At 68.2% G+C, this 24,660-nt stretch carries 29 protein-coding genes; 8 read left to right on the forward strand and 21 right to left on the reverse strand.

The genetic code is table 11. The features are described from left to right. Nucleotides 1-8 precede the first annotated feature (8 nt). The 5 genes from LVB87_RS15255 to LVB87_RS15275 form a co-directional block, all read right to left on the reverse strand. Nucleotides 9-800 carry a metal ABC transporter permease gene (locus tag LVB87_RS15255; protein WP_232898810.1) on the reverse strand — a complete coding sequence of 264 codons (792 nt, stop codon included), beginning with the start codon at nt 798-800 and terminating at the stop codon, nt 9-11. Continuing rightward, nucleotides 797-1,693 carry a zinc ABC transporter substrate-binding protein gene (locus tag LVB87_RS15260; protein WP_232898811.1) on the reverse strand — a complete coding sequence of 299 codons (897 nt, stop codon included), beginning with the start codon at nt 1,691-1,693 and terminating at the stop codon, nt 797-799. The genes LVB87_RS15255 and LVB87_RS15260 overlap by 4 nt, the downstream gene beginning before the upstream one ends. Nucleotides 1,694-1,705: 12 nt before the next feature. Then, a complete protein-coding gene (locus LVB87_RS15265; protein ID WP_232898812.1) occupies nt 1,706-3,118 on the reverse strand; it encodes a hypothetical protein in 1,413 nt (470 codons plus the stop codon). A 59-nt stretch (nt 3,119-3,177) separates the two neighbouring features. Then, complete coding sequence (locus tag LVB87_RS15270) at nt 3,178-3,549, reverse strand: hypothetical protein (RefSeq protein WP_232898813.1); 372 nt, start codon at nt 3,547-3,549, stop codon at nt 3,178-3,180. A gap of 70 nt (nt 3,550-3,619) precedes the next feature. Further along, nucleotides 3,620-5,128 (reverse strand): hypothetical protein, encoded by a 1,509-nt coding sequence (locus tag LVB87_RS15275; protein WP_232898814.1) that lies wholly within the window; start codon nt 5,126-5,128, stop codon nt 3,620-3,622. Between the two features lie 52 nt (nt 5,129-5,180). On the opposite strand from LVB87_RS15275, the gene LVB87_RS15280 reads away from it, so the two are divergent. Genes LVB87_RS15280 through LVB87_RS15300 form a run of 5 tightly spaced genes read left to right on the forward strand, consistent with a single transcriptional unit; the run spans nt 5,181 to nt 9,219 of the window. Continuing rightward, nucleotides 5,181-5,987 (forward strand): class I SAM-dependent methyltransferase, encoded by an 807-nt coding sequence (locus LVB87_RS15280; RefSeq protein WP_232898815.1) that lies wholly within the window; start codon nt 5,181-5,183, stop codon nt 5,985-5,987. A 2-nt stretch (nt 5,988-5,989) separates the two neighbouring features. Further along, nucleotides 5,990-6,826 (forward strand): hypothetical protein, encoded by an 837-nt coding sequence (locus tag LVB87_RS15285; RefSeq protein ID WP_232898816.1) that lies wholly within the window; start codon nt 5,990-5,992, stop codon nt 6,824-6,826. After that, nucleotides 6,814-7,770 (forward strand): NAD-dependent epimerase/dehydratase family protein, encoded by a 957-nt coding sequence (locus tag LVB87_RS15290; protein ID WP_232898817.1) that lies wholly within the window; start codon nt 6,814-6,816, stop codon nt 7,768-7,770. Before LVB87_RS15285 ends, LVB87_RS15290 begins: the two co-directional genes overlap by 13 nt. Then, nucleotides 7,767-8,471 (forward strand): glycosyltransferase, encoded by a 705-nt coding sequence (locus LVB87_RS15295; protein WP_232898818.1) that lies wholly within the window; start codon nt 7,767-7,769, stop codon nt 8,469-8,471. The genes LVB87_RS15290 and LVB87_RS15295 overlap by 4 nt, the downstream gene beginning before the upstream one ends. A 13-nt stretch (nt 8,472-8,484) precedes the next feature. After that, complete coding sequence (locus LVB87_RS15300) at nt 8,485-9,219, forward strand: class I SAM-dependent methyltransferase (protein ID WP_232898819.1); 735 nt, start codon at nt 8,485-8,487, stop codon at nt 9,217-9,219. Between the two features lie 4 nt (nt 9,220-9,223). On the opposite strand, the gene LVB87_RS15305 is transcribed toward LVB87_RS15300, so the two are convergent. Next, complete coding sequence (locus tag LVB87_RS15305) at nt 9,224-9,985, reverse strand: LytTR family DNA-binding domain-containing protein (protein WP_232898820.1); 762 nt, start codon at nt 9,983-9,985, stop codon at nt 9,224-9,226. After that, nucleotides 9,982-11,055: a histidine kinase gene (locus tag LVB87_RS15310; protein ID WP_232898821.1), complete on the reverse strand. Its 1,074-nt coding sequence runs from the start codon at nt 11,053-11,055 to the stop codon at nt 9,982-9,984. Before LVB87_RS15310 ends, LVB87_RS15305 begins: the two co-directional genes overlap by 4 nt. Before the next feature lie 147 nt (nt 11,056-11,202). Between LVB87_RS15310 and LVB87_RS15315 the strand changes: the two genes are divergently transcribed. Continuing rightward, entirely contained in the window at nt 11,203-11,904 is a 702-nt protein-coding gene (locus LVB87_RS15315) for a hypothetical protein (protein ID WP_232898822.1), read from the forward strand. Here LVB87_RS15315 and LVB87_RS15320 read toward each other — a convergent pair. The 9 genes from LVB87_RS15320 to LVB87_RS15360 are packed head-to-tail and all read right to left on the reverse strand — an operon-like array spanning nt 11,854 to nt 20,020. Then, nucleotides 11,854-12,369, reverse strand: a complete 516-nt coding sequence (locus LVB87_RS15320) for a Rossmann fold nucleotide-binding protein (protein WP_232898823.1) — start codon at nt 12,367-12,369, stop codon at nt 11,854-11,856. The genes LVB87_RS15315 and LVB87_RS15320 overlap by 51 nt on opposite strands. Nucleotides 12,370-12,404: 35 nt before the next feature. After that, entirely contained in the window at nt 12,405-12,821 is a 417-nt protein-coding gene (locus LVB87_RS15325) for a GFA family protein (protein WP_232898824.1), read from the reverse strand. Continuing rightward, nucleotides 12,818-13,504 (reverse strand): glutamine cyclotransferase, encoded by a 687-nt coding sequence (locus LVB87_RS15330; RefSeq protein ID WP_232898825.1) that lies wholly within the window; start codon nt 13,502-13,504, stop codon nt 12,818-12,820. Before LVB87_RS15330 ends, LVB87_RS15325 begins: the two co-directional genes overlap by 4 nt. A gap of 45 nt (nt 13,505-13,549) precedes the next feature. Further along, on the reverse strand, nt 13,550-14,770 hold the full coding sequence (locus tag LVB87_RS15335) for a helix-turn-helix domain-containing protein (RefSeq protein ID WP_232898826.1): 1,221 nt from the start codon (nt 14,768-14,770) through the stop codon (nt 13,550-13,552). A 9-nt stretch (nt 14,771-14,779) separates the two neighbouring features. Then, nucleotides 14,780-15,298, reverse strand: coding sequence for a dihydrofolate reductase family protein (locus LVB87_RS15340; RefSeq protein ID WP_232898827.1), 519 nt, complete (start codon nt 15,296-15,298; stop codon nt 14,780-14,782). Between the two features lie 13 nt (nt 15,299-15,311). Then, entirely contained in the window at nt 15,312-16,334 is a 1,023-nt protein-coding gene (locus LVB87_RS15345; RefSeq protein WP_232898828.1) for a DUF2955 domain-containing protein, read from the reverse strand. Between the two features lie 8 nt (nt 16,335-16,342). Then, nucleotides 16,343-17,434: an HlyD family secretion protein gene (locus LVB87_RS15350; protein WP_232898829.1), complete on the reverse strand. Its 1,092-nt coding sequence runs from the start codon at nt 17,432-17,434 to the stop codon at nt 16,343-16,345. Then, nucleotides 17,431-18,909, reverse strand: a complete 1,479-nt coding sequence (locus LVB87_RS15355) for a TolC family protein (RefSeq protein WP_232898830.1) — start codon at nt 18,907-18,909, stop codon at nt 17,431-17,433. The genes LVB87_RS15350 and LVB87_RS15355 overlap by 4 nt, the downstream gene beginning before the upstream one ends. 7 nt (nt 18,910-18,916) lie before the next feature. After that, entirely contained in the window at nt 18,917-20,020 is a 1,104-nt protein-coding gene (locus tag LVB87_RS15360; RefSeq protein ID WP_232898831.1) for an AI-2E family transporter, read from the reverse strand. Nucleotides 20,021-20,195: 175 nt separating this feature from the next. Between LVB87_RS15360 and LVB87_RS15365 the strand changes: the two genes are divergently transcribed. Next, nucleotides 20,196-20,816, forward strand: coding sequence for a phosphatase PAP2 family protein (locus LVB87_RS15365; protein WP_232898832.1), 621 nt, complete (start codon nt 20,196-20,198; stop codon nt 20,814-20,816). Here LVB87_RS15365 and LVB87_RS15370 read toward each other — a convergent pair. From LVB87_RS15370 to LVB87_RS15380, 3 genes are all read right to left on the reverse strand, one after another. Continuing rightward, a complete protein-coding gene (locus LVB87_RS15370; protein WP_232898833.1) occupies nt 20,813-21,331 on the reverse strand; it encodes a hypothetical protein in 519 nt (172 codons plus the stop codon). The two genes, LVB87_RS15365 and LVB87_RS15370, sit on opposite strands and share 4 nt — an antisense overlap. Before the next feature lie 90 nt (nt 21,332-21,421). Further along, nucleotides 21,422-22,102: a 2OG-Fe(II) oxygenase gene (locus LVB87_RS15375; RefSeq protein ID WP_232898834.1), complete on the reverse strand. Its 681-nt coding sequence runs from the start codon at nt 22,100-22,102 to the stop codon at nt 21,422-21,424. 24 nt (nt 22,103-22,126) lie between these two features. Next, nucleotides 22,127-22,444: a hypothetical protein gene (locus LVB87_RS15380; protein WP_232898835.1), complete on the reverse strand. Its 318-nt coding sequence runs from the start codon at nt 22,442-22,444 to the stop codon at nt 22,127-22,129. Nucleotides 22,445-22,483: 39 nt separating this feature from the next. Between LVB87_RS15380 and LVB87_RS15385 the strand changes: the two genes are divergently transcribed. Beyond that, nucleotides 22,484-22,819 carry a cupin domain-containing protein gene (locus tag LVB87_RS15385; protein ID WP_232898836.1) on the forward strand — a complete coding sequence of 112 codons (336 nt, stop codon included), beginning with the start codon at nt 22,484-22,486 and terminating at the stop codon, nt 22,817-22,819. On the opposite strand, the gene LVB87_RS15390 is transcribed toward LVB87_RS15385, so the two are convergent. Next, on the reverse strand, nt 22,816-23,580 hold the full coding sequence (locus LVB87_RS15390) for an alpha/beta hydrolase (protein WP_232898837.1): 765 nt from the start codon (nt 23,578-23,580) through the stop codon (nt 22,816-22,818). The two genes, LVB87_RS15385 and LVB87_RS15390, sit on opposite strands and share 4 nt — an antisense overlap. After that, nucleotides 23,577-24,629, reverse strand: coding sequence for a M14 family zinc carboxypeptidase (locus LVB87_RS15395; RefSeq protein ID WP_232898838.1), 1,053 nt, complete (start codon nt 24,627-24,629; stop codon nt 23,577-23,579). Before LVB87_RS15395 ends, LVB87_RS15390 begins: the two co-directional genes overlap by 4 nt. Between the last annotated feature and the right edge of the window lie 31 nt (nt 24,630-24,660).

Here is a 24,660-nt window from a genome sequence, read left to right on the forward strand (position 1 = left end):
CGCTGGATTCACGCCGCCGGATGCATCCGGCGCACGCCCGGAACCAGTTGTGCCACCAATCCGCACGCCGCGAGCAACCAGACGATCAGCGCGCCGCTGGGAAGATCGAACACCGCCGACAGTGCAAGGCCGAGCACGTAACCCGCGATGCCGATGATGTACGCCGCGGTCAGCTGACGGCGCGGATTGCCGCCCCCGTTGCCGTTGCGACCGACCGTCGCCAGCGCCGGCACGATCAGGCTCGCGAACACGAGGTACACGCCGACGAGTTGCACCGAGATGGTGATCGCGAGCGCGAACGCACCGTAGAACGCCAGGCCCGTCAGGTTCTTGCGACGCCACCAGATGAAGGCGAGCAAGGCAGCGGACAACAAGGCCGCAGGCCACAGCTGGTCGTAGCTGACCCACAGGATCTGCCCGACGAGCAGGTCCTTGAGGTGTTCGCCACCTTGCGGGTTGTTCGCGAGCAGCAACAACCCACCCGTTGCAGCGAGCACGAACAACGTACCGATCAGGGGCTCCTGCAGTTTCGGCCAGCGCTTGTCGGTCCACGCGAGGAGTGCGGCACCGGCGAACGCCGCCACCGCCGCGGCGATCTGCACGCCGAACCCGTGTTCGTCCACGCCCAGGTATTGCGCGAGGATCACACCGAGCGCGGCGACCTGCGCGATCGCCAGGTCGATGAAGATGATGCCGCGCGAGAGCACCTGGCGGCCGAGCGGCACGTGCGTGGACAGCACGATGAGGCCCGCGACGCACGCGGGTCCGAGGATGCTGACATCCAATCCATCGAGGTTCATTTGGCGGCACCCAGCAGCTTGTCGATCGTGGAGTCGTACAGGCCGAAGAGGTCCTTCGACTGCGCATCGCCGCCCACCGTGTACGGCAGCACGACGACGGGCACGCCGGTGCGTTCGGACAACCAGTTCGCGGGCTTCGAGTCCTGGTACGCCGCGGTGATGATCGCGTAGGTGCCCGCGGACTTCGTCGTGGCGATCAGGCTGGACAGGTGTCCGCTGGTCGGCGGCACGCCGGGCTTGGGTTCGAGCGCGCCGATCTGCTGCAGGCCGAGCCAGGTGTTGAGGTACACCCAGCTGATGTGGTGCACGACGATCTTCTTGCCCTTCAGCGGCGCGGCCTTCGCTTCCCAACGCTTGATGGCGGCCTGCCAGCGCGTGGTGAAATCGTTGAGGCGCTGCTGGTACGTGGCGGCATTCGCCGGATCGAGCGTGGCCAGGCGCGGTTCGAGCGCCTTCGCGATCTTCAGCACGCGATACGGATCGAGCTGCACGTGGGGATTGCCGCGCGGGTGGATGTCGCCGTTGGCGCGATCGAGCGCAGTCGGGCGTTCGAGCGTCGGGACCTGCTCGCTCGCCATGAAATACCCGTTGCCGCTGGAGACGCGCGAGTTACCCGATTGCTTCAGCAACTGGGGCAACCAACCCACTTCGAGTTCGCTGCCGGTGCAGACGATCATGTCGGCCTGGCGCACCTTGGCGATCAGGCTGGGCTTGGCTTCGATCTGGTGCACGTCCTGCAGTGCGTTCGTGCCGACGCTGAGGTCGACCTTGTCGCCGGCAAGTTCGGTGACCAGCGCGCCCCATTCGGGTTCGCAGGCAAAGATCTTCGGCTTGGCGAAGGCGGGCACGGCGGCGAGGCCGAGCATGAGGAACAGGGCAATTTGACGTTTCATGTGCGTGGACCTTCAGAATTTGTGGGCGCCGTGGGCGCCGAAGACGGCCTGGTATTGCAGGCTGATGACGTTGTCGGTGTCGTCCGCATTGGGTCGGTCGCGGCCGAATTGCAGGCGCACCATGCTGAATTCGCTGTTGTGCCAGGCGAGCATCAGGCTGTGGCGGAAGGGATCGAACGCGCTGGCATACGGCCCGTTGTCGTCGGCCCAGAGGCGGTCGTAGCGATAACCCGCTTCCCACTGGCGGTTGATGCGCCATACCGCTTCGCCATACACGCCGGTGCGTTGGCCCGACCACGGTTGGTCGAGTGCAGGATCGTTCGGATCGGCGTAGATGCCGTCGCGGTTTTCCCAGAAATACTCGCTGCGGAAGGTGACGCCGCCGTCCTTCGTGTTGCCGCCCGGCGCCCACTTCCAGGTGAAGTCGGCGAGGTACAGCGTCTCGTCGCCGCGGAAACCGTCTTCGCCGCCATCGGTCTGCGAGCGCAGCGTCGACACGCCGGCCAACCATTCGTTGTCCACGCCGACATCGCCACCCACGTGCGCGAACAGCGTCTTGACGCCCGCGCCCGCGTGGCCTGCGCCACCGCTCGGGAAGCGATCGCCGCGGAACATTTCGCCGCCGAATTCGAGGTAGACATCCGTCGGTGCCACCCAGCGCAACTGCACGCCGTCGTCGCCGTACTGGTTGCCGAGGAAGGCCTGGTACGCGAGCGGCCGATCGGAGAACGAATCGGTGTGCGCGTGGTGGCTGTTCAGGTAACCGATGTTGGAGAAGAACCGGCCCGCGCGCAGCGAGAAGCCATCCGGCAGCGCCGTGGTGTCGATGTACGCCTCTTCGAGGCCGACATGGTCTTCGCCATCTTCGGTCCCGACGGAGAGCGTTGCCTGGGCGTAGAACTTGTCGTCGACGTTGGACGACAGCGCGATTTCGCTTTCGCCCAGCGAGAAACCCCGCGGACCGGGCCCCGCCTCGCCCGCCAGGGGGAAGCCGGCGCGGACGTAGTTGTCCGGGTTGAGCGAGTGCGCGGCATACATCCCGTTGAGGATCACGCCCATCGCGGGATTGAAGGCGTTGGGATTGGAAGCGCCGGATGCGGGCTCTTCCGCCGGGGGCGCAGGTTCCTCCTGCGCCACGGCGGCTTCAGGCTGCGCAGCTTCGGGTTGCTGCGACGCGGTTTGCGCGGTTTTGAGTTCCTCGATTTCAGCGCGCGCTTCCTGCAACGCTTGTTGCGTCGCGGCCGCGCTGTCCTCGAGCGCCTTGATGCGGGCTTCGAGGGCTTCGACCTTGGCAGCTTCCGACTTCGACGCATCCTGCGCGAAGGCGAGCGTGGGAGAAAGCACGGCGACAACGGCGCACGCGAGCAGCGTGCGCCTGAATCGGGCGGCGACAGGCGCGCGCGCCGACAGGCAATACGGATTCACTGGAGAACCTCCGATCGAAAAAAGAAACAGAAAGGGCTGCGCACCGCAGCCGATGTGCTTCAGGCGATCGGAGGTCGGAAGGGAGAGGCGGACACGTGCGCGACGACTTTGGTGACGTCGGGCGGTGGCAATGCGACGGGCGGGAGCTGGAGGATCGCGACCGCAAGCGGTGCGACGGTGGCGAACACCGTGCCGCCGCCCGTGCTGCGTGCGCCGTGGTCGCCCTGCGCCTGGTCCGGGCAGGGTTTGCCGTTGTCGTCGTGGTCGATGTGGTCGTGCACGACATGGCCGTCGGTGGAGGCGACCAGCGACGCCTCGGCCTCATGCCCGTCCCCGATGGACAACAGCACCGGCCGCACGAGCAGCCCCAGCACCAGCAGCGCGAGCAGGCTGGTGCGAAGCAAACGGCGGAGGCGGCGGACCTTGATCACTTCCCGAGGGTAACGGACGGGGTTGCGCGCTTTCAACGCCCGGAGGTCATCCACACGCCCCACGGGCGCCTCAGGCCTCGACGGCTCGCGTGAAGACGTAGACATCCTCGCCCAGGTCCGTGCGTCGGGACGCATCGAAATGCGCGTGCAGGTGCGCCCAGACCGCGGGATGCGTGTTCGAGAAGCGCAGCGCGTCGCGGCCATCGATGGGGGCGTCGCTGATCAGGGCGGCCCGCACGGCGACCCGCTCCATCGCCTCGATCACCTCGCGTTGCGCCGGCGCATCGGCGGGATACAGCGGGAAGGTGTCGTAGACCGGTGTATCGCGCGAGAGGTGCGCGTAGAGCGCCGGATACGCAGGTGCCACGTACAGCGCGTCGCGTGCCGCGCCTTCGGCGAGCTGCGACGCCGCGTGGAAGATGCGCGCCTGGGCATGCGGGCAATCGATGTCGATGCGGCCGGCCGCGATGCGTGTGTAGTCGCCCGGAAAGCGCCGCTGGTGCGCCATGTGTTGCAGCGGCCACGCGAGCCACGCGGCGAACGCCGCGACCAGCCACATCGCCATCGGCGCGAAGGCTGCCGCCACCAGCAACGCCACCAGGCACAGCGGCCCCATCGCCTGCGTGAGATGCGGCGGGTCGGCGCGACTCGCGGCGTGGTGGCCCACCCAGGGCGCCAGCGCGGCGGCGGCGAGCACGCCCGCGGCCATGCCATCGAACGCCTGCGGCGCGAACCACGCCCACAGGCCGGCGACCACGGGCACGGCGAACAGCGCGGCAAAGATCCATGCGAACGCCTGCTGCCGCGCAGGATCGAGATTGCGCAACTGCGCCGGCACTGCCCGCCACGGCCAGGGCAAAGGCAACGAAAGATTGGCTTCTCCGCGCGCCACCACGCCGGACACGCGACGGCGCAGGAATTGGCGCGCGAATCCCGGCGAGGCCAGCAACAACAGGAACGGCCCCATGCCCACGACCCCCGCGATGGCCGCAATGCGCACCGCATCGAGGTCGAGCAAGGCCCTGCCCGAAGCGAACCCGAGCACCAAGGTCGTCGCCAGTGCCGCACCGAAATAGAGGAACAGATTGAACCCGAAGAACAAGGCGAGCCCGGTCGCGCCCGATGCCATCGCCAGGTTCGCCAGCGAGGGCTGCAGCAACCATGCGGTATTGCAGGCCCACGCCACCAGCATCCAGCCATGCTCGAACTGCTTGTGCTGGGGATGGGCGAGCACGGTGAGCGCGATCGATGCGGCGCACAGGCCCGCCCAACCCACGCCCATGCCTTGCAGCACGAAGAGCGCCGCGCACAGCGCGCATGCGAAGAAGACATGCGTCGCGACCCGCAGCACGACGAGGTCGCGTCCCAGCACCAGCGCGAACGCACCGCACCATGCATAACGCCCCGGCTCGTAGGACCGGAAGTCCCGATGCGGCAGCCGACCCCGCAGCAGTTGCTGCACGCCGAACCACAGGTACCCCTCGTCCGCCCCCAGCGGTGCCCGGATGCGCGAGAGCAGCATGGGCAGCACGCAGGCCACCGCGATCAACGCGCACCCCGACACGCTTGCGAACGCCATGCGACTGTCCTGACCGGCGAGAAATTTTCGTTAGCATGGTCACAGATCCGGCGTGCCGCGATCAATCCATCCGCCGGTGGCCCTGCCCTCGATGTCCGACTCTTCGCCTGTCACCTTTCCTGCGCAACGGCTCGACATCATCGCCGACGTACAGGCGGATCATTTCTGGCACGCGCCGCGGCACGCCTTGTTGTTGGACCTGGTGTGCCATGCGGGCCTGGCCGACGGCGCGTCCATCGTCGACATCGGTTGCGGGACCGGTGCGTTCGTATCGGCCCTCGTCGCGCGCGGGTTCGATGCGCGCGGCATCGATCCCTTCGCGGGCGCGCGTGGGCTGGACCCGCGACGCATCGCCACCGGGCAGGCCGAAGCCTTGCCGTGCGCCGACGGGAGCATGGCCGCCGCCTGCGCCTTCGACGTGCTCGAGCACGTGGACGATGCGCGCGCGCTGGCCGAGATGCATCGAATCCTGGTCCCGGGCGGACGGCTCTTCGTCAGCGTGCCGGCGCATGCATGGCTGTGGAGCGCGCGCGACGAACGCGCCGGGCATCGGCGCCGCTACACGCGCGCCATGCTGCGCAAGCGTGTCGAGGCGGCCGGGTTTTCGGTCGAACGCCTGTTCGGCTACCAGTGGCTGTTGTTGCCGATGCTGGCCGCGGCGCGCTGGTGGGCCAACGCGCGCGGCATCGTCGACACCGATGGCGAAGACAGGCCTGGCCGCCTGGCCAACGGCTTGTTGCGCGCACTGAATCGTTTCGAGGTGCGTGCGGGCCGTCTCGTGCGGCCTCCGACGGGATCGAGCCTGGTCCTGGTCGCGCGGCGCACGGCCATGCCACCTGCCAGCGAAGGGGCGCGCTGACGATGGACCTCCTGTTGTTCTCGCATGATCGCGATTACGCGGCCGCGGCGCTCGCGGGCGGCGTGGCCGGCGTCGTGGTCGATTGGGAGTGGCGCGGCAAGACCGAACGCCAGAGCGGACACGACACGCAGATCAACCGCGGCACGCCGGAGGATCTCGTGGCGATGCGCGCGATCGCCGGCGAGCGCGTGGTCTGCAGGATCAACAACAGCGAACATCGCGATGCCGAATGCCTGTCGGCGATCTCGCATGGCGCCTCCGAGATCTGGCTGCCGATGGTGCGCAGCGTCGCCGAAGTGGAGCAGTGCCTGCGTTGCATCGACGGCCAGGCCCGTCTTGGCCTCATGGTCGAAACGCGCGAGGCCATGCGCCTGGGCCGCGAATTCGCGACGCTGCCCCTGTCGCGCCTGTATGTCGGCCTGCACGACTATCGCATCGACACCGGCAACGCGAACATGTTCGCGCCGATCGTCGACGGCACGCTGGATCGCTTCCGCGAAGACTATCCGGGCGCCATCGGCGTCGCGGGAATCACGCGACCCGAGCGCGGCCACCCCATTCCGCAGCGCCTGCTGCTGGCGGCGATGGTGCGCCTTCGCTGCGACTTCGGCATCGCAAGGCGTGCCTTCCGTGCCGACGTGGCGCCGGAGCGCATCGACGAGGCCGTGGCCGACATCGGCGCGGAAGTCGCCGCGCTGCACGCGCGCCTGCCGATGCTGGTGGAGGACGACCATCGCGTGCTGCGCAACGTGATCCTCGCGATGGAACCCGCGCAGCCGCGCGCGGCGCGGCACGCGGAGCCTGGTTTCGTCGAGCACGACCTCGCATGCGTGCCCTGATCCTCGGCGGCGGCGGAGCGATCGGGTCGGCGATCGCGCGCCATGCCGACGCGACCGGTCTTGAAGTGCATGTCGGCCTGCGCCGCGGCGCCTCGCGCGCGCGACTCGCCCTGCATCCGGCGATCCGATGCCACGACACCGACGTGCGCGATACCGCGTCCGTTGGGCACACGCTCGCCATGGTGCGCCCCGATTGGCTGGTGATGGCCGCGCTTCCCGCCGGCCATCCGGCGCAGGAGGCACAACGTCGCGCCTTCCTGCACGACATGTGCGACGGCGTCTTGTCGGTGCTCCCGGCGGCGCGCATGCACGGGTTCGAGGGCACGCTGACCTGGATCGGCAGTGCGATGACCTACGGCGTGGGTGGTGCGCCGCGACACACGCAGGCGCCGCTGCGTCCGCAAACGTTCCGCGGTGCGGTGAAGGCGGCGGAGAGCCTGCTGGTCGCGCAACTCGCGTCGGAGGCCGGCATCGCCCTGCGCGAGGTCCGCGTGTTCACGGGTTACGGTCCGTACGAACAACGCGACCGCTTCGTCGCCAGCCTGCTGCGCGCGGCGCTCACCGACGGCCGCGTGCGCCTCGCGCCGCAGCCTGCACGACGCGATTGGATCCACTACGACGACATTGCGCGCGCGTGCCTCGCCACGGCCGCGTTGCCGCCGCACGGGCCGGCGCGCATCTTCAACGCGTGCTCCGGCACGCTCGCCGATACACGGACGGTCGCGACGATGCTGGAAGACATCGTCGGTCGTTCGTTGATCGCCGACGCACCTTACGAGGTCGCGGACGCATACGGCGATGTCGAACCCGGCGTGCGCCCGGACCCGAGCGAAGGCCTGGACTGGTCGCCGCGGCACACGTTGGCCGAAGGCCTCGCGCATGCGTGGGAATGGGCCACGACGCGCGAAGGCCGCGACTACCTGCTCTCGGATGCGACCGCATGAGCGCCGATGCAGCGATCCAGCTGAGCTGGGTCTTCCCGCTGTACCGGACCGCGATGCAACTGGAAGAATTGGTCGCGCGCGCTTCGGCCGTCTCCGCGCGGCTGGGCATCGCGCACGAAATCCTCCTCGTCGACGATGCCTGCCCCGAACGCAGCGGCGAGATCGCCGAGCGCCTGGCCGCCTCCGACCACCGCCTGCGCGTGCTGCGCCTGCCCCGCAATCGCGGCCAGGATGCTGCGCTGCGCGCCGGTCTCGCCTGCAGTCGTGGCGACTGGGTCGTGATCCTCGATGCCGACCTGCAGGACCCGCCGGAAGCCGTGGAAACATTGTGGCCGCGCCGCACACCCAGCCTGGGTGCGGTGTTCGCGCACCGCACCGGCGACTACAGCACGCCCGGGCGGAAGCGCACTTCGCGCCTGTATCGCGCCGCGATCGAACGCATCGGCGGCCTGCCGCGCGGCGCATGCCTGTACGTGCTGCTCTCGCGCGGACTGGTGGACCGCATCAACGCCGCGCGCGGATCGCGCACCACCTTGCTCGCCCTCATCGCCGCATCGCGCCTGCGCTGCACGAGCGTGGACATCGTCCGCTCGCCGCGGCTGGTCGGCGAATCCGCCTACAGCAGCTTCGCGCGCAGCGCCAAGGCCGCGCGCTCGCTGTGGGAAATGTTCGCCGCCCGCCGCCTCAACCTTCCGCTCTGACACGACACCCACCATGAACGACATCCTGGTCCCCGCCGACACGCACGCCGACGAACGCGATTTCCAGATCGCCTACTTCGCCACCCGCCGCCCCATCCGCATGCTCGCGATGGACACGCCCTACGTGCGGCGCCACCACGCGGAACTCACGCGCGCGGCGGGGCTGGTCGCCGGCGAATCGATCTGCGAATGGGGATCGGGCCTCGGCCGGTTCTCGCGACTGCTGTTGGCCGATGGGCTGAAGGTGGATGCGATCGAACTCTCGCCGCAGCAATCGGCGGAAGCGCGCGCAGCGCTCGCCGACGAGCGCGAGCTGACCGTGCACTGCGGCGACATCGCCGAGGTGCTCGATGCGGGCACGCACAGGTTCGATGCGATCGTCGGTTACTTCATGCTCCACCACCTGCCGGAACTGGAGCGCTACTTCCGCAGCGCATATGCCGCGTTGCGCCCGGGTGGCCGCATGGTGTTCGTCGAGCCCAACCCTTACCACGCGCTGTTCGCCGTGCAGATCGCGCTCACGCCGGGCATGAAGTGGAAGGCCGAACGCGGCATCTGGCGACTCACGCCGGGCGGGCTGCGCCGCGCCGCTGAGCAGGCCGGGTTCGAAAGCGTGGAGATCGGCCGATACGGCTCGCTGCCGCGCGCGCCCTACAACTGGCTGGCGCGCGGCGGGCGCGAACGCACGCTCGAACCGCTGGTGCCGAACGTGGTGAAGCCATTCCAGACGATCGTGGTGCGTCGCTGAAAATTCACCCCGGCCGGAAGTGGTGCAGGTATCGGCGGCTCACCGGCAGCACGTCGGTGCGCGAGCGCAGGTGTAGGCGCGCCGTTTCGTTCTCTCCCCGCACCACGTGGCTCACCGCGCGCAGGTTCACCACCACCGCGCGATGGACCTGCACGAATTGTGTGGGATCCAGTTGTACGAGCAGATCCTTCAGGGGCGTGCGCACCAGCGCCTCGCCGCCACGGCCCCCTTCCCCGCGCCATGCCACGCGCGTGTACTTCTCGTCCGACCGCAGGTAGTCGATGTCTTCAACCGCGATCAGGCGCACATCGTTGCCCACCGACGCACGCAGCCAGCGCAGGTGCTGGCGCGCGAGGTGCTGCAGCAGCGGGGCGAGGTCCGCCATCGGCGTGTCCGCGCGCAATCGCGCTTGTACGCGCGCCACGGTGTCGGCCAGGCGCGCGGGCTCCACGGGTTTGACGAGGTAGTCGATCGCGCCCTGTTCGAAGGCCTGCACTGCATAGCGGTCGTAGGCGGTGACGAAGACCACCTGCGCGCGACGACCGATCGCGCGCGCGGCGTCGATGCCGTCGAGGCCGGGCATGTGCACGTCGAGGAAGCAAACATCCGGTTGCAAGGCTTCGAATCGATCCACCGCTTCGCGACCGTTGCGGGCCTGCGCGACGATGTCGAGCTCGGGCCAGGCTTCGTTCAACTGCCGCGCGAGGGCGCGACGCAACAGCGGCTCGTCGTCCGCGATCAGCGCCGTCGGTGCATTCGCGCTCATGTCGCCGCCGTCTGCACGGGAAGCACCAGCTCGGCGCTCGTCCCATGCGGATGCACGGCCACCAGGGCCACGCGCGCCGCATCGCCGAATGCGAGTTGCAGGCGTTCTCGCAGGTTCGACAAGCCGGTGCCTTCGAGCGTGGAGCCCGACAAGCCCACGCCGGTGTCGACCACTGCGACGCGGCATTCGTTGCCGCGCAAGGTGGCGCGCACGTCAATGCGCCCGCCCTCCTCCGCAGGATCGATGCCGTGGCGCACAGCGTTCTCCACCAGCGTCAGCACGCTGGTCGGCGGGCAAGCCGCCTGCAGCGCACCGGGCTCGGCATCCACGGACCACTCGAGGCGATCCGGCATGCGCATGTGCATGACATCGAGGTAGGCGCGCACCAGGTCCAGCTCCTGCGCCACGGTGCCGCCGGGTTCGTGCAGGCGTGGCACGGCGGCGCGCAAGTACGCGATCAGGCTGCCGAGCACGCTGGAGGCCTGCGGCGATCCCGCATCGACCAGCTCGCGCACGTTCGCGAGCGTGTTGAACAGGAAATGCGGCTCCACCTGCGCCTGCAACAAACGCAGGCGCGCATCGAGTGCGTTGCGCTCGTACTGGCTGCGCTCCAGCTCGAAGGCCAGCGCCTGGCTGCGCGCCTGCCCGCTGATGTGACGATACAGCGCGGACATCGCGACCCAGGGCCCGACCAGCAATCCGACGAAGGCGATGAAGCTGAAGCCTTCCATGCGCGACTTGACCGACCACCAGTGCACGTCGTGCGGCGTGGTGAACGCATACGACAGGGCCGCGGCGATCGGCATCACCGCCGCGACACTGGCGACCTGCAAGGCCCAACGCGGAAACCAATCCGGCAGGCGGCGCGGCCAGCGTTCGAACAGTCCGAAGAAGAACAACGCGGCCAACCCCACCAACACCAGGCGCAACAGCAACAACCAATACGACGCCGTCCAGTTCGCCGACATGGGCAGGCTGGCGACGAAGGCGGTGATGCCGACCACGCGCAGCCGACGCCAACCGAACCAGGGTCCGGGGACCGGTGCAGGCGAAGGGCGGCCGTCGACCATGGCGCGACGATAGCAGCCCGCCCGGCAAGCATCGTCGGCGCGGACCGTCACTCATGCCCGTCGGACCGTCGTTCGTCGCAAACCGTCTGGACGCCCCATCCGCGCGCTTCCAGAGTCCCTCCGCATCGGACGGAACAGGAGCTCGACATGGTGCGCTGGGTGCACATCGCTGCCGGACTGGTCGCCATCGTGGCGGGCTTCACTGCGTTGTTCGCGAAGACGGGATCGCCACTGCACTTGCGTGCGGGCGATGTGTTCGTCTTCGCGATGGTCACGCTCACGGGCACCGCTTTGTACGCCGCTTCGTTCATCCATCCCAATCGCGGCAACGTGGTCGCGGCGCTGGTGACGCTCTACCTGGTGACGAGCGGCTTCCTGACCGTGAAGCGCGATGTGGCCGCTGCGCGCGGTTGGTATGTCGCACTGATGATCCTGGGTGCGTTGGCCACGGCGCGTGCTGCGTGGCTCGGCATGGTCGCGGTCCGCGAAGGCGGCGTCGACCACTTCCCCGCGGGCGTGTTCTTCGCCTTCGGCTTCGTCAGCCTGTCGGGGACCTTGCTCGACTGGCGATTGCTGGTCGTGCGCCGCATCGAAGGTGCACAGCGTCTCGTGCGACATCTCTGGCGCATGTGCACGGGGATGTGGATCGCGACGGCGTCGCTGTTCCTCGGGCAGGCGAAGTTCTTTCCGGATGCGATGCGTGGTTCGGGCGTGCTGAACGTGCCTGTGCTCGTCGTTGCGGGCGTGGGCTTGTTCGAGTTGGTGCGCGTGCTGCGTCGCAAGCGGAAGGCGCGCTTGTCAGCGCACCAAGCCGAGTCCTCGAAGCTGGGACTCCAGTTGCGCGACTGAATCCCACGGCAGGATCTCCGAGTTCTTCCGCTCGTCCGGCGGATTCGACGGCAATGCGTCGGACCAACCACCGCAACCCACGAGTGGCAACAGCGGACGCTTGTGCAACCACGCCAGGCACACTTCGGAGATCGTGCCCGCGCGCCCACCGATGACGATGCACGCATCGCCTGCAAGCGCCATCAGCAGGTTGCGCGCATCGCCCATGCCACAGGGAATCACGACGGTGGCGGGCCAATCCGCCGCCGGCATCGCGTCGGGCGGAATGATGCTGACCACCTCGCCGCCCGCCTGGAGGGCGCGCTCGGCCGCCACGCGCGTCGCGGGACTGCCGCAACCACTGACCACCGTGATCCGCAGTCGTGCCATCAATGCGCCCGCTTCGCCTGCAAGGGCATACGCGGGCGAGCCCGGTTCTGCACTGCCGAGGACACAGACCTGGGGGCGACGATGCGGTGCGGACATGGCGCGATGTGTCCTTCGAGGGGGCCCTCAATGCATCACATCGACGCCATCTTGTCGAACTTCGGCAAGGCGGGATCCAGGTGATCCCAGGCATGGCCGCGCACCGCGTACGTGACCATCTGCGGTGTGTAGCGGCCCGGATCGTCCAGGCTCGCGGCGTGCACCGTGAAGATGTCCGGCATCGCCGCGAAGGTCATGTACACCGGGGAGCCGCAAGCGGGACAGAAGGCGCGCGTCTTGGTGTTGCCGCTGTCGGCGACGATGTCCCAATGCGTCGCCTCGCCTTCCAGCGTCACGCCCGCTGCGCGCGAAAAGCTCAGGTAGGACCCGTGCCCGGTGCCGCTCTTGCGTTGGCAATCGCGGCACTGGCAATCGTTCATGAGCAGCGGTTCGCCGGCGATCGCATAGCGGATCGCACCGCAGGCGCATCCGCCGGTGTACGCCTCGCTCATGCCTTCGCTCCCACGCGCGCGGGACGTCGCACGGCGCGCACCTTGCCCGTCTTCCCGCCACCGCAATAGAACAGATCGCCGCCATCGGATTCGAGCCCGCTGACGTTGATGCCCTGCGGCAGTTCGATGCGTTCGAGCACGCGGCCGTTGTCCGGATCGACGTGGCGCAACTCGCTGTCGTCGCCTTCCCAGGTGCCGTGCCACAACTCGCCGTCGACCCAGGTCACGCCGGTGACGAAGCGGTTGGACTCGATGGTGCGCAGGATGGCGCCCGTCGCCGGATCGATCTGATGGATCTTGCGATCGCGATAGGCGCCGACCCACAGGCTGCCCTCGGCCCAGGCCATGCCCGAATCGCCGCCTTGCGCCGGCGCGGGAATCGAAGCGAGGACGCGCCCGCTGACTGGATCGATCTTGTCGATGCGCGCTTCGGCGATCTGGTACAGGTGCTTGCCGTCGAAGGCCGTGCCGGCGTCCGCGGCATGCGCGAGCGTCTGCACGACCTCGCCGCTGGTCGGATCGAACGCAATCACGTTCGCGCCCGTGGCCGCCCAGACGCGCGTGCCGTCGTAGGTGACGCCGGCGACGTTCGGCGTGTCGCCGAAGGGGCCGTACTCGCGGACGATCTCCGCGGCGCGCGCCGGGGCCTGCGGCGCTTCTTTCGTTTGGACCGAGTTGTTCATCGTGTGTCTCCATTGGGCGCGCGTGGCGGCGCCGTGGGAACGAATCTACTCAGGTGGCAGCGCGGCAGGGAGTAACAAGATCGTCGTGAATCCCGCCAGCGACGGCGCCAGCCAGCGCTGTGCGCGGGCGCGTCCGATCGAACGCACCTGCCCGGCCGCTTCCAGGTCGACGAGTGCGCGCTGGACCGTGCGCTGGCTGTCGCCAAGCGCCAGCGCGAGCGCAGAGGTGGACCAGGGCGCGCCATCGCCCAGCAGCGCGAGCAACGACGCTTGTTCGCCATCGATGGGCGGCAGCAGCACCACGACCTTGCGCCCATCGCGGGGGGCGAGCGCAAATCCCCGCGCGCTGGCCTCGATGTCCGCCAGCGGCGCGATCAGTGCGCGCAGGCGGCCGATCTCCACGCGCAGTCTTGCGCGATGCGTATCGTCCGGGCGGCGCGTGCGAAACACCTCGGCGATCAGTGCATTGCGCTCCACGTCGCCGGGCCATCCTTCCGCGAGCGTGCGCAGCAGTGCGAACAACACGGGCCGCCGCGCCAACGATTGCCAGCGGTCGCCGGCGCGCAATCCGCGGCGACAGGCGTCGACGACCAGCGCACCGGAACGCAACAGCGCTTCGACTTCGTCCAGGCGCAAGGACTGCGCATGGCCGGCGTCGAGGCTGCGCGCCGCGAAGCGATCCAAGGCGGCACGCGCTTCGGTCGTCTCGGCGAGCAGCGCAGGCACGCGGGCGCGTTGTGCGGCTTCGAACGCGCGATCGAGCGCGGCGCGTGCATCGGTCGTGCGCAGCGAGCGCATTTCAACTTCGGCCGCCGCCAACGCCGCAACGGTCGCCAGCGACGGCGGTGCACCGGCCTGCTCCAAGCTCGCCAACGAACTCGCAGCGTGATCCAGACGACCGAGCAGCAACCAGCGACGCACCGCGATCAAGCGCGCGTGCAACGCATTCGCGCGATCGGCGCGCGCCTCCAGCGCATCCGCCGCGTCCATCAGCACGCGTGGCGAACCGCCGAAATCGCGCATCGCCAACGCCACCTCCGCTTCCGCGACGATGCATCGGGCGCGCGCCAGTTCCTCGCGCGCACCGAACGCTCGGGCAGCGCGACGCAGCAGTTCACGCGCGCGCGGATACTCGCCGAGTTGCGCCATCGCGATGCCGCGCAGTGCGAGCGACGGCGGATCCTCGCGCAGCGCGACGCGCTTGAGGGCACCGAGTGCGTCGCCGGCGGCCAGCGCGCGCCCGGCGGCGGCGATCAGGGAATCCATCCCGACAGGCTACACGACCGTGTATTCGCTCTGGACCAGGCCGCTGCGATAGGCCTGCGTTCGAACATGCACCAGGCGGATGTCCTTCTGCAGCGGGCCGAACAGCGGAATGCCCGCACCGATCAGCACCGGCACGCGCGTGACGACCAGGCGCTGGATCAGCCCGGCCTGCAGGAAGCGCTGGATGGTGATGCCCCCGTCCACGTAGATGTGCCGGATGCCGCGTGCGGCGAGCACCGACGCGATTTCCGCCGGCGCACCCGACATGTGCTCCACGACGGCCCCTGGCGGAACCGGCGGCAGCGTGCGCGTGCTGAGCACGAACACGGGCTTCTTTCCGTAAGGCCACACATCGAAGGCGAGCACGGTCTCGAACGTGTTGCGCCCGATGACGAGCGCATCCACCGTCGCCATGAACTCATCGTAGCCATGGGGCTCGCCTCCTCCCGGCGGCAGGAAATCGAGCGCGCCGCCGGGGCGCGCGATGAAACCGTCGAGGCTGGTGCCGACGAAGACCGATGCTTTCATGGCATGTCCTCCACTAGGTCCTTGTCGCAACCCGCGCAACGCGCCCTTCGCGCCACCGCTCCAGCACCAGGATCGCCACCCACGCATACACCGTGACCGCGACGAACAGGACGAAACGCACGGCGAAGGCCGAGCGGACATCGCCGCCCGTGCTGTCCTGCACGGCGGGGCCGATCAGGATCAGCATCGTCGCGCCCACGTTGACCCAGAACGACGGCGGGAAGCGCGTCGATGAAACGCCATACAACTTCGCGCCGAGATACAGGCCGAACAACAGCATCCACAGGAAGAACATCCACAGGCTCGGCCAGGCCTGCAGCGCGAACCAGAGCGCCATCGCGAAGACGCCGGCCAGGAAGGTGGATCCGAGCAACTCCTTGCCGGCGGCGCGCGCACTGATCGCAGAACCCTGCTGCCCGAGCATGACCGCCTTCATGATGATCGCCATGTACATCGACGGGTTGGTGAACGCCATCAGCACCGGCGGCAACACGATGAGCATCGTGCGCAACGCGAGCCATGCGGCCTGGGGCGCGTCGGCCTTCGGCGCCTTGGCGGGCGCGGCCGCGCGCGCGTCTTCGGGGACGAATGGATAAACCACCCATTGGCAGGCAATCGCCATGGCGATGCCGATCAACAACGCCTGCACCACGGATCGCGCCACCGCGTGTTCGACCAGCGCCGCGGCCGGAATCATCGTCAGGCCGATCGTGAGCAGCGTCGAGACAAGGCCTTGTCCCATGCCCACCGACAAGTAGGTACTGACGAACAGGCCGGTCGCCACCAGCATCACGCCCGTCCACGGGTAATTCCGGAGGATCGGGGTCAGCACCAAGCCTGTGCCCAGGGTGATGGTCACGACGAGCAACAGGCCCAACAAGCTTTTGGGTCCCATGGGGGGCGCGGGCGTCGACGTCAGGAAAATCGCGAACAGCGGCGCGAGGAACGGCAACGGCATCGCGAAGCCATAGGCCAGCGCCAGCGAGAGCGCCATCACCGCAGCGAGCCGGAACGTCCGCCTGGCAGCCAAGGGCATCACGGTCGTCAATACGCGTACGTCAGCCAACTTGCCGCGCGGATGTAGAGCTTGCCAAGCAGGCGCAGGATGCCGCTGCCTTCGCCATACGCGATCACCGAGGCCTGTCCGCCGACGCGCAACGCATCGCGCAACGCGGGATCCTGCCGCGCGTCGAATCCGACGATCACGGGGAAGCGCTGCGATTGCCGCAGCCAGTCGCGACTGTTGTCGATCGAGGGCAGCGTGCCCGGCGGTGGCGCGTTAGCGGCGCTGACGCCCAGCCCGATGCTGCGCACGCGGCCCTTGAACACGCGCCCCGGGAGCGCGTCGAACACGATGTCGACCGGCGTTCCCACCTGCATGTGGCCCAGGTTGTTCTCGGTGAACTCGGCGTTGATCCAGACGTCACCGATGGCGACCAAGGTGAGCACCGGGCTGCCGGTGCCCGCGTACAGGCCGACGTCGGTGCGCAGATCGGTGATGACGCCGGCCGACGGCGCCTTGACCACGGTGTTCGACAGATCCAGTTCCGCCTTGTCGACCGCGGTGAGTGCGGTTTCGAGCACCGTGTTCTGGTCGACGTCGTCGCCGCCCATCTGTTCGATCGCGCGACGGATGTCGGCTTCCGCCGCGGCCACCTGCGCCGTGGCTTGTTGCAGGCCGGCATCGGCGATTTCCTGGCGGCGCACGGAGATCGTGCCTTCGTCTTCTTCGCGCAAGCGGCGCAATCGCATCGCGTCCTGGCGCGCCGCCAGTTCGGCGGCGCGTGCCGCGCGGAGGTTGGCGCGCGCGGCTTCCACCGTCGCGCTGCCGGCGCCGACCTGCTTGTGCGCATTCGCGAGGTCCGAACGGGCCTTGGCCACGGCGATGCGGTACTGCGCAGGATCGACTTCGAACAACACCTGCCCCGCTTTCACTGCCTGGTTGTTGGCGACGGCGATCTTCGTCACCGCACCGGCCACCTTTGGTGCGACGCCGACGACATAGCCTTCGATCCGCGCCTGCGAAGTGTAGGGCGTATAGCGATCCGCGAGCAGGTACAGCACGAGGCTGACCGCGATCACGATCGCCACGGTGCGGCCGCCTTTCCTGACGCTCGCCTTGGCATCGGCGCTCATTTCGACACCCTCCCCTGCGCCTCGGATTCCTCCGGAGGCGGCATGTCGACCCATCCGCCGCCGACCGCCTTGTACATGGTGATCACTGCGACGATGTGTGCGCTGTCGTTGAGCAGTTCGCGTTCGGCCTGCGCGAACAGGACGCGTTGCGCATCCAGCACGCGGTCGAATCCTGCATAGCCTTCGCGATATAGCGTGTTCGCGAGTTCGAGCGAACGTTCCGCCGCGCGCGCCGCATCGTGCAACGGCACCTGTTGCTCGCCCGTCTTGACCACGCTGATCGCGGCGTCGTCCATCTCCTGCGCCGCGACCAGGGCGCTGTTCTGGAACAGTTCGATCGTTTCCTGCAGCCGCACATCCTGCAGCCGCACGTTGTTGCGGATGCGTCCATGGTCGAAGAGGTTCCAGGTGAGCGCGGGGCCGCCGGTGATGCGGGTGACGCTTGGCGTGCCACCGATCGTATCGGAGGACCAACCGATGCTGCCCAGCAGCGTGATGGCCGGAAAGTAATCCGCTTTCGCGATGCCGATCTGCGCCGATTGCGCCGCGACCTGCCACGCCGCCGCGCGCACGTCACTGCGGCGCAACAGCAGGTTCGCAGGCACTTCGGTGATCACGGCGGATTCGACGTTCGGCAATGGGCCACCGACCGAGGCGAGTTCGGGCAAGTCACCGGGCGGCCGCCCCAGCACCACGCACAGCGCGTTGCGCAGCTTCACCAGGTCGGCCTCCTGTTCCGGGATGGTGGCGAAGGTGCCGAGGTATTGCGCTTTCGCCTGCTGCAGGTCCAGCTCCGATTCCTCGCCTTCCAGGTAAAGCCGCTCGGTAATGTCCAGGCTTCGCTTCTGGATGGCGGCGTTGTTCTTCGCGATTTCGATGCGCAGCAGCGTCGTGCGATAGCCGTAGTACAGCGTGGCCACCTGCGCGCTCAGCAGCACCTGCACGTCCTGCTGGTTGGCGACCGACGCGAAGAACCCCGCTTCCGCGGATTCGATGCCGCGCTTGAACCGGCCCCAGAAATCCAGTTCCCACGCCAGGTCGAAGTTCGCCCCGTACGCAGCGAAATGCTGGTGCTTGTCGGGGCCCGCGCCCCCGCTTTCGCGATTGTCGATATAGGTGGCCGCGCCGCTGAGCTGCTGCACCTGCGGGTACTGGTTGCTGCCGGCGATGCCGAGCACGGCGCGGCTCTCGAGGATCCGCAGGCCTGCGATGCGCAGCGATGGATTCTCGCGACGCGCGGTGTCGATCAGCGTGTTCAACACCGGGTCGTTGAAGGCCTGCCACCAAAAGCGCAGGTCGACTCGCTTCTGCGCATCGACGTTGTCGATCTGTCCGTAGAGATCGGAGTGCCAGGTCTTGAGCCACGCGACTTCCGGCTCCTGGTAGTCCGGGCCGAGCGTCACGCAGCCTTCCAGCAGCAAGGCCGATGCCACGACCAGTGCGTTGGCGATGCATCCGGTGACGATGCGTCGCACGACGCGCTTACCCCGGCGGGTCGGCGGACGCGGGCGGGCCGCGATCGACCCACTGCATGAAGATCTGGTAGCCCACGGCCAGCAGCACCGCGCCCATGAACAAGCCGGTCATGCCGCCGGCGACCATGCCGCCGATGGCGCCGACCAGGATCACCAGCATCGGCGCTTCCACGCCGCGTCCGAGCAGCAAGGGCTTGAGCACGTTGTCCGCCAGCCCGCCCACGACGAACCACACGGTGAACAGGACCTTCGCCACGGTCGAGCTGCTGTCGTCGGCCATCCACAGATACGCGATGGCCGGAATCGACACGATCACCGCCGGCAACTGGAGGATGCCGAGGAACATCACCGCGAACGCGAGCACCGCGGCGCCCGGAATGCCGGCCAGGAGGAAGCCGACGCCCAGCAGGATCGCCTGGATCACGGCGACGCCGACGACACCGGTGGCGACCGAGCGGATGGTCGCGATGGAAAGCTCCAGCAACTCCGGTCCCTGCTCCCGGTTCGTCAGGCGCGTGAGGATGCGCTCGGCCACGCGCTTTTCCTCATCGGCGTAGACCATCAGGATGCCGGCGACCACGATGGCGAGCACGAACAACGCGGCCCCCGCGAGCGCGCTGGCCGCCATCGCGAGGATCTTCTTCGCGTATTGCTTCACGACCTCGCGGTTCTGTTGCAGCAAGCGGGGCAGGTTCGTCGCCGCTGCACTCCATGTCGCGTACACGCGCGGGCCGACGATCGGCCACTCGGCGACCTTGGGATCAGGCGCCTTCAGGCCGATCTCGTTCGCATCGACGCCGTGGTACACGTCGCTCAACTCGCCGGTCACCGCCACGCCCAGCATCGCGATCGGCGTGCCGAGCAACAACAGGGCGGAGAGCACCAGCGCCGTGGCGGACCAGCCGCGCCTGCCGCCGAACCATCGCACCACGCGCACGTACAGCGGATAGAGCGCGACGGCCAGGATCATGGCCACGATGACCAGGTGCGAGAACGGGGTGAACACCCGCACGCACACGAGTACGAGCAACACGATGAGCACGACGCGGAGCAAGGTCTCCGCCAAGTCCCGCGTCACCAGCTTGCGCAGCGTTTCGTAGTCTGCCTGCACGTCCGCGGAGCTCCATGGGTGCAAGGGTCATGGATGATCCCACCGGCAGCCCGCCCCCTGAATTGGCCCTTGGGCCAACGCCCCGGATAACGAACGGCTGAGTCTCGGCCGAGCGAAATTGAACACACCCCGGCGCACAAATGCGCGAAATCCCTTCGGGTGACGCCCCATGCGCATGCGCCATTGCCTCCCTCTCGCGGCGATGCTGGTGCTTCCGATGCCGGCGCTCGCGGGCTGCCCGCCCTTCGACTGGATCGACCACGTCGTCACTTACGACAACTCGGGCATCTGGAACCGCGACCACCAGAAACAACTCGCCCTCGGGATGGCGCTGACGGTGATCGGAGGCGCGTTGTTCACCGACAACAACTCACGGATGGGGCAGACCTTCGACAAGACCTTCGATTCGATGGTGCTCACCGCGGGCACGACCACGGTGATGAAGTACGTGTTCTCGCGCGAACGCCCCAGCCAGAACGCCGACCCGTGCGATTTCTTCGACGGCTCGGGCCACCAGAGCTTCCCCAGCGGCGAGGTCGCGGAGGTCAGTTCGATCGTCACGCCCTTCATCCTCGAATACGGACACGACCACCCTGCGGTCTATGCGCTGGCCTTGCTGCCCGTGTACGACGCCGTCGCGCGCGTGAAAGTGCACGGGCATTGGCAGAGCGACGTGCTGGTGGGCGCAGGGATCGGGGTCGCGTGGGGCATCTACGCGCATCGCCGCCACTCGCCCCTGATCCTGGGCCTGTTGCCGGATGGCGGGGTGATGCTGGGATACCAGAAGGAGTTCTAGCCTGCCTTCGCTGCCCGCGCGAACAACCAGGCGGACACGAGCCACGCGCCGACGAACAGACCCGAGAGCACAGCGCCCTCCATCGATCCTGCGAACAGCGCGATCCCGCCCACGAGCGCCTGCACGACCGCCGTCGCCACCATCGCGCGCACCATCGCCCCGGCCTGGAAGCGCGCGACGACGGCACCGACGATCCCCGCGACGAGCACGCCGGCGAACACCAGGTTCGCGGGATTGCGTTCATCCCCGATGATGCCGACGGCGAGGTTGATCCAGACCATGCAGAACGCAGTGGCGATCGCCAACGCCGCCGCGGCGCGATACGCGACACTGCCGGACTTCCGCGTCGCCAGCTCATAGCTTCCGCAGGCGACGAGGAGCATCGTGCCGAAGGTGGTGAAATCGAGCGCCGTCCACTGCACTTCGCGCGTGAACTGCATCGCCACCATCGGCAGCGCAAGCAGGCCCCCGGCCATGCCCCAGATCGCGATGCGCCAGCGGTTCGTGTCAGCCATCTGCCGTCTCCCTGTGCGTTCGAAGTCGGCGCAGGCTCCCGCGCGCAGGTGAGGCCGCGATGGCGCTTGTGTGAAGCGGGGAAGAAGTGGCTAGTCCAGGTGTGCCGCGTTGCGGTCGCGCCCCTTTCCCACGCGGCGATCCACGCCACCGCCGAGCCATTTGATGAAGCGCGAGAAGCGCCCGCGCCGCGTCTTGCGATCGCGCGCAGCCTCATCCACGAGCCACGCCACCTGGATCACATGGCGCTCGCCTTCGAACGGCAGGTGCCCGTGGAAGGAACACTCGGTGCGCTTGAATGCGGTGAGCGTGCCGTACACCGGCGGAATTTCGGGCACGAGGATCGCGTCGATGTCGTTCGCCGCGGTGAGGAAGCGCAGGCATCCGGCGTGTTCGCCTTCCGGCCATCGTGCGTTGAGGTAGAGCAACGCACTGGCCACTTTGGAGGCGCTGTCGGTATGGATCGAGCCATGCCGCAGGTTGAGCGAACGGCAGATGGTGACGAGCGGCGGGTACTGCGACATGCGTTCGATGCCCAGCCGTGCGCCCAGGGCATCGGCGAATTCCGGCGAGGTGAGTTCGGCGACCAGGGCGTTGACCGTCTGTCCGCAGTCCCCGGCTTCGTGCGGGAAATACCCGGCGCCTGCATAGCGCGGGAAATCGGTGTCGAGGACCTGCACCGACGACGGGTCGAGGACCTCGTGCGCGATCAACAACGGGAACGGCACGGCGCGCACGTCCGCGGCATCGAGTTGGGCGGGGCGCAGGAGCATGGGTCGAGTATGGCCGCTTGGCGATTAAAGCGGCGTCAGCGTGGGCGGGAACACGGTGTAGTGCTGGACCAGGGTTTCGAACTCGAGGAGGAAGTCGTTGTCCTCCTCGTAGTACTTCGCCCGCAGCACGTCCTGGCCGGCGAAGGCCTTCACGGCCTCCTCCGAATCCCAGAAGGTCAGCGTCTGGAAATGGGTGACGTCGCCGTCGTCCCGGCGCAGCAGGTACACGCCACGGTTGCCCGGGATGCTTTCGTAGTCGGGGATGGCGCGCACCTTCAGGAATTCGAAGTAGGCGTCCGCCAGGTGCGACGGCGTACGGCCGTGCCATAGTCTTGCGATCATCGGTCCGTCCTCTGGTTCCGTCCCCTGGAAGGCAGCGACATGCGTTGGACACCCCGCGACTGGCTCGAGCGCCTGCCCGGCCCCGCCACCGACCGCTGGCCGGAGGGGGAGCGCTTCGTGCACGCCTTCGCCCGTGGCGCGGTGTCGGTCGAACTATACGCGCCGGTCGGGCACGACCCCCAGACACCGCACGCGGAAGACGAGCTGTACTTCATCGTCGCCGGGACCGGCGTGCTGTCGATCGACGGGGTCGCGCATCCCTTCGCCCCGGGCGATATGTTCTTCGTGCCGGCGCATGCGCCGCATCGGTTCGAGCGTTTCAGCGAAGGGTTCGCGGCCTGGGCGGTGTTCTGGCCCGCGACGGGCGCGCCCTAGGCGGCGTGCCACGCGGCCACGCGTTCCACGACCCACTCGGGTGCATCGAGCGCCAGGTCATGGCCGGCTTGCGGGTGGATGCAGAGTTCGCAGTGCCAGCGTTCCGCCAGCGCTTCCGAGCAACGCACGTCGACCAATGCGTCCAGCTGGCTCGCCAGCAGCAAGGTCGGGGCCCTCATCTGCTCCGGTGGAGTGAAGCGTGAGGCGGCCAGCAATTGTCGCAACGCATTGGCTCGCGTCACGGGCGCTTCGCGATCCCACGTCGTCCAGCGCGCGAGGATTTCGCGGCCTTCTGGCGAATCCGGATCGGCGCGACTCGTCGCCTGCAGGATCGTGCGCTCGCGTTGCTCCGCGTTCCCTGCCAGGAAGGCGCTCGCCATCGCAAAGTAGTGATTGGGACGCAGGCGTCGATACCACGGGCTGCCTTCGCGCGCGCTGGTGTTCATCAGCACGCAAGCGCCCACTTCATCCGGATGGCGGCGCGCCCATTCCACGGCGACCATTGCGCCGAGGGAGAGCGCGACGAAGCCGAACGGCGGCGCGGGCTCCGCAGCGCGGCATCGTTCGCGACACGCTTCCACGAGGCCTGCCATGGTCGACGGACTGCGCTCGCCCACGCGCGATCCGTTGCCCGGCAGGTCGATGCATTGCACCGTCACCTGGAGTCGCTGCGCGAAACGCTCCGGCAATCCGTTCCAATGGCGCGCATCGCGCGACAGGCCGCGCAGGAAGAGCCAGTGCCGCGGCATCGCAGCGCTCATCGCGCGTCGGGATACCAACGCGCCATCGCATCCCGCAGCCACTTCTCGCGCATGGCGCCGCCGGGCATCCACGCCGCGTGGCTGGCCGTCGCATGCAACAGGAAATCGAACAAGGGCAGGTGCCGCCGCAGCACGCGATGCACGCGATGCGCGCGTCGCGGATTGAAGATCCCTTCGCGCGTGAATCCCTGGCGCAGGTTCTTGCGCACCCATGCCCAGGAGCCCATCTCCAGCGTCATCGGCAGGAAGGGATTCGCCGGGCGGTCCATGCGCGCGTGCAGGTAATCCCACAGGTCGCCGTGCGCCAGGTACTGCGCGCTCTGTGGTTCGAAGCGATACGGATGATGCGGATGGCTGCGTTCGAACAGGTCCGTCAGCGCGGCGAACTCCGGCAGCACGCGCGTTGGCGTGCGCGTGCACGCATGCGGGAACCAGATGCGGTCGAGCACGCCGAACCCCGAGTGGCAATCGATCGCCAGCGACAAGGGACGTTCGGCGAAGGCGCCTTCGACGAGCGCACACAGCGCAGCGGCTTCCGGTTCCATCGCCGCGTTGGAGGGGCCGCGGAACCACGGCCACCGCGGCCCGATGCGATGCCCGCCCATCAACCACGGCACGCGCGCATCGGCATCGACCGGTGCGTTGCGCATCAGGTCCACGCCGCGTGGATTGGCGCGCGTATGCAAATGCATGCCGCCAGGATTGACGATGGGCACCAGCACGATGCGCGCGTGCGACAGCATTTCGTGCAAGGCGCCGTCCCACGTCGCGCGCGCCAGCAGGGTGCGCAACCACGCCATCACCACCGAGGCGCCGATGCGTTCGAGGCCGTGCACGCCGCCGATCACACCAAGCGCGGCATTGCGCACATCGGGGTTGCCCAGCCCGATCGCCCAGATCGGCAGGGACTCGCCGCCGGCCGATACACGCGCGATGCAACGCGCGTCGAAACCCAGCTGGCGCGCACTCCGCTGGCCGAGTTCGATCAGCGATTCCAGTTCCACGAGTTCGGGGAAGGCGGCCGGCCGATCCGCAACGCGTGCGTCCATGTCCCCTCCGCGGGCGTGTCCCCTGCCCCGG

This window comes from Lysobacter sp. KIS68-7, from assembly GCF_021284745.1.
In the GTDB taxonomy this organism is placed as follows: Bacteria; Pseudomonadota; Gammaproteobacteria; order Xanthomonadales; family Xanthomonadaceae; genus Noviluteimonas.